This window comes from Rhizobacter sp. P2_H2, from assembly GCF_056403375.1.
In genome coordinates this window covers 1-11,312 of the sequence record NZ_JBFUFP010000078.1, presented here as the reverse complement: position 1 = coordinate 11,312, position 11,312 = coordinate 1, and the positions used below count along the sequence as shown (strand labels likewise).

Annotated in this window: 14 protein-coding genes; 9 read left to right on the top strand and 5 right to left on the bottom strand. The window is 68.5% G+C overall.

Features of this window, described 5'->3' with window-relative positions:
- The first annotated feature begins 92 nt into the window (after positions 1-92).
- The 9 genes from AC1D15_RS07555 to AC1D15_RS07515 all read left to right on the top strand — a co-directional run bounded on the left by AC1D15_RS07555 (position 93) and on the right by AC1D15_RS07515 (position 9,202).
- Positions 93-938, top strand: a complete 846-nt coding sequence (locus AC1D15_RS07555; protein ID WP_047510162.1) for a flagellin domain-containing protein — start codon at positions 93-95, stop codon at positions 936-938.
- 322 nt (positions 939-1,260) lie between these two features.
- Complete coding sequence (locus AC1D15_RS07550) at positions 1,261-2,106, top strand: flagellin N-terminal helical domain-containing protein (protein WP_047510160.1); 846 nt, start codon at positions 1,261-1,263, stop codon at positions 2,104-2,106.
- 176 nt (positions 2,107-2,282) lie between these two features.
- Positions 2,283-3,698, top strand: a complete 1,416-nt coding sequence (gene fliD, locus AC1D15_RS07545) for a flagellar filament capping protein FliD (protein ID WP_465113657.1) — start codon at positions 2,283-2,285, stop codon at positions 3,696-3,698.
- Positions 3,699-3,906: 208 nt separating this feature from the next.
- Positions 3,907-4,326, top strand: a complete 420-nt coding sequence (fliS, locus tag AC1D15_RS07540) for a flagellar export chaperone FliS (protein ID WP_047510156.1) — start codon at positions 3,907-3,909, stop codon at positions 4,324-4,326.
- Positions 4,327-4,391: 65 nt separating this feature from the next.
- On the top strand, positions 4,392-4,691 hold the full coding sequence (locus tag AC1D15_RS07535) for a flagellar protein FliT (RefSeq protein ID WP_047510193.1): 300 nt from the start codon (positions 4,392-4,394) through the stop codon (positions 4,689-4,691).
- Between the two features lie 65 nt (positions 4,692-4,756).
- Positions 4,757-5,506 (top strand): flagellar brake protein, encoded by a 750-nt coding sequence (locus tag AC1D15_RS07530; RefSeq protein WP_477825508.1) that lies wholly within the window; start codon positions 4,757-4,759, stop codon positions 5,504-5,506.
- Between the two features lie 42 nt (positions 5,507-5,548).
- Entirely contained in the window at positions 5,549-6,424 is an 876-nt protein-coding gene (locus AC1D15_RS07525) for an alpha/beta fold hydrolase (protein ID WP_477825507.1), read from the top strand.
- A 28-nt stretch (positions 6,425-6,452) separates the two neighbouring features.
- Positions 6,453-7,184 (top strand): alanyl-tRNA editing protein, encoded by a 732-nt coding sequence (locus AC1D15_RS07520; protein ID WP_477825506.1) that lies wholly within the window; start codon positions 6,453-6,455, stop codon positions 7,182-7,184.
- The gene (locus tag AC1D15_RS07515) at positions 7,181-9,202 is read left to right on the top strand and encodes a hybrid sensor histidine kinase/response regulator (RefSeq protein ID WP_477825505.1); all 2,022 of its coding nucleotides are present in this window, start codon (positions 7,181-7,183) and stop codon (positions 9,200-9,202) included. The genes AC1D15_RS07520 and AC1D15_RS07515 overlap by 4 nt, the downstream gene beginning before the upstream one ends.
- A gap of 323 nt (positions 9,203-9,525) precedes the next feature.
- On the opposite strand, the gene AC1D15_RS07510 is transcribed toward AC1D15_RS07515, so the two are convergent.
- From AC1D15_RS07510 to AC1D15_RS07490, 5 genes are all read right to left on the bottom strand, one after another.
- Positions 9,526-9,804 carry a DUF2277 domain-containing protein gene (locus AC1D15_RS07510; protein ID WP_477825504.1) on the bottom strand — a complete coding sequence of 93 codons (279 nt, stop codon included), beginning with the start codon at positions 9,802-9,804 and terminating at the stop codon, positions 9,526-9,528.
- 12 nt (positions 9,805-9,816) lie between these two features.
- Positions 9,817-10,083, bottom strand: a complete 267-nt coding sequence (locus AC1D15_RS07505) for a hypothetical protein (protein ID WP_477825503.1) — start codon at positions 10,081-10,083, stop codon at positions 9,817-9,819.
- Positions 10,062-10,619 carry a membrane protein insertion efficiency factor YidD gene (gene yidD / locus AC1D15_RS07500; RefSeq protein ID WP_477825502.1) on the bottom strand — a complete coding sequence of 186 codons (558 nt, stop codon included), beginning with the start codon at positions 10,617-10,619 and terminating at the stop codon, positions 10,062-10,064. Before yidD ends, AC1D15_RS07505 begins: the two co-directional genes overlap by 22 nt.
- A gap of 32 nt (positions 10,620-10,651) precedes the next feature.
- Positions 10,652-11,110 (bottom strand): GNAT family N-acetyltransferase, encoded by a 459-nt coding sequence (locus AC1D15_RS07495; protein ID WP_477825501.1) that lies wholly within the window; start codon positions 11,108-11,110, stop codon positions 10,652-10,654.
- A gap of 6 nt (positions 11,111-11,116) precedes the next feature.
- On the bottom strand, positions 11,117-11,312 hold a 196-nt coding region (locus tag AC1D15_RS07490; RefSeq protein WP_477825500.1), incomplete at its 5' end, for a nuclear transport factor 2-like protein.

Sequence of the window (11,312 nt, the reverse complement as noted above, 5' to 3'; positions counted from 1 at the left end):
GCAGAGAAGTGAAGCGGTAGAGAAACCAATCTGCCGAGGCAATGCCGGCGCTCATGCCGGGTCTCAGTTCAACCGTTATTGGAGTTTTTAAAATGGTCATGTCAGTCAACACCAACGTCACGTCGCTGAATGCACAACGCAATCTGTCGACCACCCAGAACTCGCTGTCGACCGCCATGCAGCGCCTGTCTTCCGGCCTGCGCGTCAACAGCGCCAAGGACGACGCCGCCGGCCTGGCGATCTCGGAGCGCATGGGCGCCCAGGTCCGCGGCATGAACGTCGCGATCCGCAATGCCAACGACGGCATCTCGCTGGCGCAGACCGCTGAAGGCGCGCTCGGCAAGGTCGGCGATTCGCTGCAACGCATGCGTGAACTCGCCGTGCAGGCCCGCAACGGCACCAACGGCGACAGCGACAAGGATTCGCTGAACAAGGAATTCCAGCAACTGAGCGCGGAAATCACCCGCGTGCTGGGCGGCACCACCTTCAACGGCATCGCCATCATCGGCGCCAGCGCCGGTGCGAAGGACTTCCAGATCGGTGCCAACACCACGACCAACGACGTCATCACAGTGACGACGACCGACATGACGGCCGATGCCAGCATCACCGCCGTGACGGCCAACACCGTGGTCATCGACAGCACGACGAACTCGGCTTCGCTGAAGACCGTCATCGACAACATCGACGGCGCGATCGACAAGGTCAACAGCGAGCGCGCCATGTACGGTGCGGCGCAGAACCGCTTCGACTCGGTGATCTCGAACCTGCAGACCTCGGTCGAGAACCAGTCGGCTGCCAAGAGCCGCATCACGGATGCCGACTTCGCGTCTGAAACGTCGAACCTGTCGCGTGCCCAGATCCTGCAGCAGGCCGGCACGGCGATGGTGGCACAAGCCAACCAGCTGCCGCAGCAAGTGCTGTCGCTGCTGAAGTAAGCCGCCAGGCTCTGCTTCACAGGCCCCGCCCGGGAAACCGGGCGGGGCTTTTTGCTTTCTGGCGCACGAAAAGGCGGGTCAGACCGGCTCATTTCCCGGTTTAACCCACCTCCAGTTCTCGGAACAATCACTTCCACAGGTTCCTCGCCCGGGATCTGCGGTCCGGATCCACTGAAGGATGCTGACGGGGCGGTGTGCAACAGCACACCTTTCATGTCGGTGGCCAACGGTGATTCGCGCCGGGTCTGACGCAGGGCATTACCCCCCTGCGGCAAGCGCCGGCGCATTTCGCCGGGAGTCATTGATTCTTGAGGAGTGCTTCATGCCACAAACCATCAACACGAACATCGTTTCGCTGAACGCGCAACGAAACCTGAATTCATCCCAGTCCGCCCTGGCGGTCTCGATGCAGCGCCTGTCGTCCGGCTTGCGCGTCAACTCCGCGAAGGACGACGCCGCCGGTCTCGCGATCGCCGAACGCATGAACGCGCAAGTGCGCGGCATGAACGTCGCGGTGCGCAATGCCAACGACGGCATCTCTCTGGCGCAGACCGCTGAAGGCGCGCTGTCCAAGGTGGGCGATGCGCTGCAACGCATGCGTGAACTGTCGGTGCAGGCCCGCAACTCGACCAACAGCGGCAGCGACAAGGATTCGCTGAACAAGGAATTCCAGCAGCTGTCGGCCGAAATCGGCCGCGTGCTGGCGGGCACCACGTTCAACGGCCAGCCGATCCTCGCGTCGACCGGCACGCAGACCTTCCAGGTCGGCGCCAACACGACGGTCAACGACACGATCGACATCAACACCGTCGACCTGACCGTCGATGCCTCGATCACCGCGGTGACCGCCGCGACGACCGTGATCGACAGCACGACCACCTCGGCGACGCTGGCCACCGTGATCGACAGCATCGACCAGGCGCTGAACCTGGTGAACGACACCCGCGCCACCTACGGTGCGAGCCAGTCGCGCTTCGATTCGGTGATCTCGAACCTGCAGACCAACGTCGAGAACCAGTCTGCCGCCCGCAGCCGCATCATGGACGCCGACTTCGCGGCCGAAACCGCCGCGCTGAGCCGCTCGCAGATCCTGCAGCAGGCCGGCAACGCGATGGTGGCCCAGGCCAACCAGCTGCCGCAGCAGGTGCTGCAGCTGCTGAAGGGCTGATGAACGACGAGTGAGACGTGGTGCGTGAAAAATTTCGCACCCGGGGGCTCAAGTTGCCGGCTGTGACTCCGATACACGCGATATCGGATTCCCCTTGGGGGAAGCCTTCCTTCTTTTAGGACAGTGGCAGCGAGGCTTCCTCTGCTTGCCGTCCACTCTTCCGAAAGGTCACGGTCATGGCATCAGTTACATCAGCGGGGATCGGCAGCGGCCTCGACGTCGAATCGATCATCACGAAGTTGATGACGGTCGAAAAGCTGCCCGTCACGCAACTGCAGACCGAAGCGTCGAAGATCCAGACCAAGATCTCCGCTTACGGCTCCATTCAATCCTCGGTGTCGGCCTTCCGCGACGCCGCGCTCGCGCTGACGCGCTCCACCACCTGGGGCGCGACGGCGGCCACCTCCGCCGACACCTCCTCCGTCACCGTGTCCAGCGGCTCCAGCGCCGCAGCCGGCAACTATGCCGTCAGCGTGCAGAAGCTGGCTGCCGCACAGTCGGTGGCGAGCACCAGCTTCGCTTCCAGCAGCACCGTCGTCGGCGAAGGCGCACTGACCATCGACGTCGGCAGCTGGGACATCGGCGAGCCGGGCTTCAAGGCCCGCGCGACCATCAACTCGATGAACATCGCGATCAGCGCGACCGACACGCTGGCCGACGTGCGCGACAAGATCAATTCGGCGGGCGGCGGTGTCTCCGCCTCCATCGTCACCGATTCGAGCGGCGCCCGGCTGGTGCTGTCGTCGACGGCCACCGGCGTCGGCAACGGCTTCCGGGTGACGGCGAGCGGCGCCGGCCCTTCGGCCTTCGCGTACGACGCGACCGACGGCAGCGCCGCGATGACGCGCACCCAGACCGCCGCCGATGCGCAGGCGAGGATCAACGGCCTGGACATCACCTCGGCGAGCAACACGCTGAACGACGTGGTGCAGGGCCTGACGATGAACCTGCAGAAGGTCACCACCGGTGACGTACAGGTCAGCGTCGCGCAGGACAACACCTCGATCAAGAGCGCGCTCACGAACTTCACGGCCGCCTACAACGGGCTGGCGTCGCTGCTGAAGACGCAGACCAAGTACGACGATTCGACCAAGACGGCCGGCACGCTGCAGGGCGATAGCACCGCGGTGTCGCTGCAGCGCCAGCTGCGCACGATGCTGACGGGCACCGGCTCGGCCTCGAGCGCGTTCCCGACGCTGTCGTCGATCGGGCTGGAGATCCAGACCGACGGCACGCTGAAGGTCAACGACACCAAGCTGACCAGCGCACTGGGCAACCTGAGCGAGATGAAGAAGGCGTTCGCCAACAGCGACGCGACCGACTCGGCCAACGACGGCTTCGCGCAGAAGCTGCGCGCGCTGGGCGACCAGGTGCTGGGCACCGACGGCTCGCTGGCGGCCCGCACCAGCGGGCTGAACAGCACGCTGAAGGACAACCAGGAACGGCAGGACGACATCACTGACCGGATGACGAACACCGAGAAGCGCCTGCGCGCCCAGTACACCGCGCTCGACACGAAGATGGCGGGGCTGAACACGCTCAGCACCTACATCACGCAGCAGATCGCCAACTGGAACAAGAGCACAGGCTGAAGGAGCGCCCCGCAGGGGCGCACTCCGGTCGATCCGTGCAACACCGTCAGACCCCGGTCCGGACGGTGTTTTCACTGGAGCAGGTGCCCGCAACATCCCTTCACACTTGAGGGAGAAATGGACCCTGTTTCACCCCACTTGTGCGGCCTAAAGGCCGCGCGGGGCGGGCCGATAAACAGTGCATCCAGTCACGCACAAGGCCAAGAACATGTTCGGTTCCGACTACTCCGCATCGCCCTTCGGCGGCCGCAGCAATGCCTACCAGGCAGTGCAGGTCGGCACCGGGGTCGACGGCGCATCGCCGCACCAGCTGATCGCCATGCTGTTCGACGGGCTGATCGATTGCATCGCCCAGGCGCGTGGCGCCATCCGCAACAAGAAGATCGAGGAGAAGGGCCGTGCCCTCGGCCGCGCGGTGCGCATCGTCGATGAAGGCCTGAAGGCCGGCCTGAACCTGAAGGACGGTGGCGCGCTCGCCGCCCAGCTGAACGACCTGTACGCCTACATGGCCCTGCGCCTGACGCAAGCCAACCTGCACAGCGACGAGGCGGCCCTCGACGAATGCGTGCAACTGATCGAGCCCCTGCGCAGCGCCTGGGCCGAGATCGACATCAAGACCGCCGCCTGAGCCAGGACCCGCACACCATGAAGCATTTCCAGATCGACCGGTCGAACGACAACGGAGACCACCCCATGAACAAGGCCCTGTTGAACTACTACGAAGCCATCGAGCGCGCCAGCCAGGACATGCTCGAAGCCGCCCGCGTCGGCAACTGGGACCACGTGGTCAAGCTCGAAGGCGCCTGCGCCGTGCTGATCTCGCAGCTCAAGCACGCCGCCGCGCAGCGCCCGCTGGATTCCGAGGAAGCCCAGTTGAAATCGCGCATCATGCAGCGCATCCTGGTCAATGATGCCGAGATCCGCCACCTGGCCGAACCGTGGCTGGAAGACCTGGACGCGATCCTCGCCGGCAAGCCGAAGACCGTTCACTGAGCCGTTCGCTGACGTTCACTGATCGCGGCGGGCCGTCCCGCCGACCGGAGCCGAATTTGGACACGATGCCGATGCCGCTGGACGTGCTGGCCGCCACCCATGGCGGGCTGGACGATTTCCGCCTCTCCGCCGTGCCCGAGGTGCTGGCGATGCTCAAGYGGCTGCAGGACGGCAACGTGATCGTCCACCTGAACGGCAGCGACGGCGCCAACTACACCACCACGCTGTGGTCGATCGACCCGGTGCGCGGCCTGATCAGCTTCAGTGCCGAAGGCGAGAACAACCAGGTGCAGGCGCTGGTCGAGTCGGCGGACGCCGTCGCGGTCGCCTACCTGGACAGCATCAAGCTGCAGTTCGACGCGGTCGGGCTGGTGATGGTGCACAACGGCCGCAACGCGGTGCTGAACTGCGCGATGCCGCGCGAGCTGTTCCGCTTCCAGCGCCGCAGCGGGTTCCGCGTGCGCCCGCTGCTGCGCAGCACGCCGGTGGCGCGCGTGCGCCACCCGGCCATCCACGAGATGCCGCTCGCGCTGCGCGTGCTCGACGTGAGCATCGGCGGCTGCGCGCTGTTCCTGCCCGACGACGTGCCGCCGCTGCCGGCCGGCGTGGTGCTCAACGGCGTGCAGATGGACCTCGATGTCGACACGCGGGTGCACGTCGCGCTGCGCCTGCAGCACGTGACCTCGATCAACCCCGATTCGCGCGGCGTGCGCCTCGGCTGCGAGATCGTCAACCCGAGCAGCGACGTGTCGCGCGCGTTGCAGCGCTACATCGACCAGACCCAGAAACGGCAGCGCCTGCTGGCCGGAGGCTAGCCTTCCTTCGCGCGCGGCCGGGCGTGGCAAGATCGCCCCTGGTTGAACAACGAAGGCCAGCGCGTGCGCATCCAGATCGAGCCCGGTGTGAGGCTGTTCGTCGACGTCGAAGGCCCCGGCCACGTCCCCGACGGCAACGGTGTGCGGGAAAAGCCCAGCCTGGTGCTGCTGCACGGCGGTCCGGGGTTCGACCACGTCGCCTTCAAGCCGCTGTTCTCCCGCCTGGCCGACCTGGCCCAGGTCGTCTACTACGACCACCGCGGCCACGGCATGAGCGACCGCCGCCCGCCGTCGGAGTGGACGCTGGACACCTGGGCCGACGACGTGGTGCGGCTGTGCGATGCGCTCGGCATCGTCAAGCCGATCGTGCTCGGCCAGTCGTTCGGCGGCTTCGTCGCACAACGCTACATCGCGCGCCACCCGGCGCATGCCGCCAAGGTGATCCTGTCGAGCACTGCCGGCAGCATGGCGATGCCGCGCAAGCTGGCGATGTTCGAGCAGCTCGGCGGCCGCGAGGCGCGCGACGTGGCCGAGCGCTTCTGGGCCGATCCGAGMGACGAGAACAACGCCGTCTACCAGCGCGTCTGCAAGCCGCTGTACAACCCGAGCCTGGTCGGCCGCGTCGAGAGCGCGCCCTGGCGCTTCACCGCCCCCGAGATCCTGCAGGCCTTCATCCGCGGCGAGCAGCGGCAGATGAACCTGCTGCCCGGACTGGCCGCCGCGCAATGTCCGGTGCTGGTGCTGGCCGGCGAACTCGACCCGGTGTGCCCGCTCGAAGATGCGCAGGACATCGCCGCGGCGCTGCCTGCGCGCTGGCGGCAGTTCCAGTCGTTCCCCGGCATCGGCCACGGCGCCTGGCGCGAGAAGCCGAACGAGGCCTTCGACGTGCTGCGCCGCTTCATCACCGACCCCGCTTGACGCCACGACCACGGCCAGGATGCACGCGATGACCACTGAAGAACTGTTCCGCGAAGACGCCGCGCTCGACGAATGCGAGGCGCGCATCACCGCCCTCGGCGAGACYGGCGTGCAGCTCGACCGCACCGTGTTCTACCCGCTCGGCGGCGGGCAGGCCGGCGACCGCGGCGAGCTGCGGCTGGCCGACGGCCGCGTGCTGCAGATCGCCGACACCCGCAAGGGCGTGGCGCCGGGCGAGATCGTCCATGTGCCGGCGCCCGGCCAGGAGGCGCTGCTCGCCACCCTGGCGCCCGGCCAGCCGGTGACCGCCCGCATCGACCGGGCGCGCCGCGAGCGCCACATGCGCTTCCACACGGCCACCCACCTGCTGTGCGCGCTGGTGCCGCACCCGGTCGACGGCTGCTCGATCACCGCCGACTCGGCGCGGCTCGATTTCCACATGACCAACCCGCTCGACAAGGAGGCACTGACCGCCGGCCTCGCCCGCCTGGTGGCCGGCGCGCACCCGGTGCGCCACCGCTGGATCAGCGAGGCCGAGCTCGATGCCAACCCCGGCCTGGTGCGCAGCATGAGCGTGCAGCCGCCGCGCGGCCTCGGGCGCGTGCGGGTGCTGGAGATCGAAGGGGTCGACCTGCAGCCCTGCGGCGGCACGCATGTCGCGAACACCGCCGACATCGGCGCGGTGGTGGTGACGAAGATCGAGAAGAAGTCGGCGCAGACGCGGCGCGTGGTGCTGGGGTTCGCGGCGCCGCTGTCATGAGCTCGAACGGCGACGCCGGCTCTGACCAGCGTGAGCTGCGTTGGTCGACGACGCGCTGGGGGGCGGAGCCGCCGTCGCTGCCGATGCTCGACCCGGTGCTGATGGGCGTGCTGCTGGAGCACATCAACACCCGCGTCGCGGTGGTCGGCCGCGACGGGCGCTACCTGTACGCCAACCTCGAGGCGCTGCGCTTCATGGGCCTGCCGTCCGAGCGCGTGATCGGCCACCACATGTCCGAGGTGCTCGACGACGGCGTCTACCGCAACTTCGTGCCGATCTTCGAGCGGCTGTTCGCCGGCGAGTCGCTGCACCTGCAGGGCTGGGTGCACTACCAGCAGCAGGGCCGCCGCTACCGCGAGCAGGTGCTGGTGCCGTACACGCCGGGCGGCGGGCCGGTGCAGGCGGTGGTGGTCTGCGGGCTCGACCACACCGACCTGCGCCAGGGCGAAGAGGAACTCGCGCTGCGCCAGGAGCAGCTGCGCGCCAGCGAGGCGCTGAAGTCGGCGATCGTCGACCACGCGCTCGCCGCGCTGATCTCCACCGACGCCGACGGCCGCATCGTCGAGTTCAACCCGTCGGCCGAGGCGATCTTCGGACGCCGGCGCGCCGACGTGGTCGGGCTGCCGGTCAGCGAGGTGATCGTGCCCGAGCGCCACCGCGCGGCGCACGAGGCGGGCCTGCGCCGCATGCAGGCGGGCGGGCCGCCGCACGTGCTCGGCAAGCGCATGGAGCTGCACGCGCTGCGCGCCGACGGCAGCGAGTTCCCGATCGAGATGGTGCTGTGGCGCAGCGATGTCGGCGGCACCGCGTTCTACACCGCGTCGATCGCCGACGTGTCCGAGCGCCACGACGCCGCGCGCGAGATCGAGCGCCAGCGCGAGGCGCTGCGCCAGGGCGAGCGGCTCACCGCGATGGGCAGCCTGCTGGCCGGCGTCGCGCACGAGCTGAACAACCCGCTCGCGATCGTGATGGGGCGCGCCACGCTGCTCGAGGAGAAATTGATCGAGCAGAGAGGCGAAGACCGGCCCGACCTGCAGCACGACGTGCAGCGCATCCGCGAGGCCGCCGAGCGCTGCGGGCGCATCGTGCGCACCTTCCTGAACATGGCGCGCAGCCGCCCGTCGCAGCGTGGCGTGGTGGTGCTGAACGACCTGGTGCGCGCGTCGGCCGACCTGCTGGGCTACACCTACCGCAGCCACAACGTCGCGCTGCAGCTCGACCTGATGCCGCAGCTGCCGGGCGTGATGGGCGATGGCGACCAGATCTCGCAGATCGTGCTGAACCTGATGGTCAATGCGCAGCAGGCGCTGTCGATGACGACCGGCGAGCGGCGCATCCACATCAGCACCGGTGTCGAGCAGCGCCGCACCGACCGCGAGCCGCGCGTGTGGCTGCGCGTCGTCGACACCGGTCCGGGCGTGGCGCCCGAGGTGCGCGCGCGGCTGTTCGAGACCTTCTTCACCACCAAGCCGGAGGGGCTGGGCACCGGGCTCGGGCTGTCGGTGTCGCGCTCGGTGGCGCGAGAGCATGGCGGTGACCTGGTGCTCGAGTCGACGGCGCAGGGCGCGTCGTTCCGCCTGAGCCTGCCGCTGAGCGGCGAGGCCGAACCGGTGCCCGACGAACCGGCCCCGCCGCCGGCCGAGGTGCCGGCGCTGGCGCAGGTGCTGGTGGTCGACGACGAGCCCGAGCTGGCCGAGCTGCTGCGCGACATGCTGGAGCGTGCCGGCTATGCGGTGGCGACGGCGCTGTCCGGTGCGGTCGCGCTGGAGCTGCTGGAAGCGGCGCGCTTCGATGCGGTGGTGTCCGACCTGCGCATGCCCGACATGGACGGCGCGGCGCTGTGGCGGGCCGCATCGGCGCGGCAGCCGGAACTGGCGCAGCGCTTCCTGTTCGTCACCGGCGACACGCTGTCGCCCGATGCGAGCGAGTTCCTGAAGGCGACGCGCTGCGCCGGGCTGGACAAGCCGTTCTCGAAGCCCGACCTGCTGGCGAAGATGGCGGAGATGCTGAAGGCCTAGGTTCGTCGTTGTTGTTGCGGAAGGCGCGGGTGGGGAGTGTGGGGCGCGCCGGTCGCGGCGGTCATCGCCCCTGGCGGGGCGCTGACTACCCTGCGCTGACTGGTTTCATGGCCCGTCGCCCAAACTCCCTCCGCTCGCTTCGCTCGCTGTGGTCAAACAGTGGGCGACAGTCAGTTCACGAAGCGTGCTGCGCACGCGGGCCATGAAACCAGCCAGCTCCGGCGCCACTCCCTTATTGGCGCTCCCCAGACTCCCCACCCGCGCCTTCTGCCACCGCCCTGCCTGTTGAGAGATGACAAGCGAACAAGTGGGGGTTGATCGGGTTACGAGGCTCGGCTGCCGAAGCGTTCGGCGGATCGTGCGCGGGCCTTTGCGGCTTCGACCTCGCGGTCGCGCGGCTCGGCGTTCGTCACCATCGAATCGATCAGTGCGCGCGCCGACGCGGCGACCTCGGCCACCGCGCGCTCGAACGCCGCTTCGTTGGCCTTGGACGGCACGGTGAAGCCGCTGAGCTTGCGCACGAACTGCAGCGAGGCGTCGCGGATCTCCAGCTCGGTGGCCGGCGGCTCGAAGTTGAACAGGGTCTTGATGTTGCGGCACATCGCGATGACTTCCTAGCGAAGCTTCCAGGCCAGCAGCACGCCGATCGCGGCCGGCACGGCGAAATTGAGCAGCAGGATCGGCAGCTCCTCGGCAACCGAGTAGCCCGCGCGCGCGACGCCGACCCACATGTTGACGGCGCAGATCAGCAGCCACAGCACCAGGAAGCCGGCGCCGGCCCAGGTCACCGCGGCCGGGTAGTGGGCCACGAACAGGCGGGCCAGCACCAGCATCGAGCCGAGCAGCAGCAGGCCGGCGGTCAGGAACAGGACGGTGCGCATCWGGGCTCCTTGGGTGGGCCAGCGGGTGGCGTGGGCGGGGCAGGCGCCGCGGACGGCTGCCGGTCCTCTCGTCGATTCTTGTGCCGATTCTGCCGCGMGGCGACGCGCTCGCGCGCGGCATCGGCCGACGAGTTGCGGCTGCAGCGCTTCTTGCGATCGACGCAGTCGGCGCAGTCCAGCGCATCGCAGGCGCACTCCGCCACGTCGCAGGAGTCGAACGGGTTGCAATCGGCCCCGCCGCAATCGAAGTCGCACAGGCCCGATTGCGGATGCGGCCGCGGCCGATGGCGTGCCGCCTGCAAGGCCTCGTGGCTCAGCGCACAGGCATCGAGCCGGCAGCCCAGCACGCCCAGGCCGTTCCACAGCCCGTGGCGGCGGATCGCGCGGGCGCCCAGCGCCGAGCAGCCGCGCCGGCCGGTCTGCACCGCATGCGCACAGCGAAAGCCCTTGTGCGGCGAGACGAAGCGCTGGTACAGGCCGATCATCGCGAGGGCCGCCTGCGCCGGCCAGCGCTCCGGGTGCATCGGCTCAGGCACCGGCGATCGCCAGCGAGAAGCCGTCCCAGCCCTCACTCGACATCGATGAATCCCTTGCTGAAGGCGGTCGCCTCGTCGTCGAAGACGGCCATCGCGGTGCGCATCGGCCTGAAACCGAACTTGCGGTAGAAGGCTTCCTTGCCGGGGACGGCGTAGAGGATGATCTTGCGGTGCCCGGCACACATCGCGAGCAGCCGCGACATCACCTCGGCCCCCACGCCGCGCCCCTGCTGGTCCGGGTGCACCGCGACATCGCACACATAGGCGCAGTCGGCCCCATCGGACAGCACCCGCCCGGCGGCGACCAGCCGGCCGCCGGCTTCGCGCGCGAAGCAGCAGAAGCGGCTGTTCGTGAACACGGTCTGCAACAGGGCGGCCGTCTTCGTGCCCAGCGGCGCGGCGCGGTACAGCGCCTCGAGTTCATCCCAGCCGATGCCGTGCCAGGTGGTGGTCCAGGTCAGTGCCAATCGAGGTGCTCCGGAATCGTTCACGGCTTCTCAGCGCGGCGCGGGGCGCGGTACGCGCTGCGCCGGATCATAGAAGAAGGTTTCTTCGGCGATGCGCTCGCCCTCCCAGCGCTGCCAGGCGAGCTCTTCCATGTGGGTCGTGCTGCCGTCGAGCCATTCGAAATCGAAGATCCAGCGGATCACGACGTGGTCGCCGTTCACCAGCACCGGCCGCACGCACTGCGAG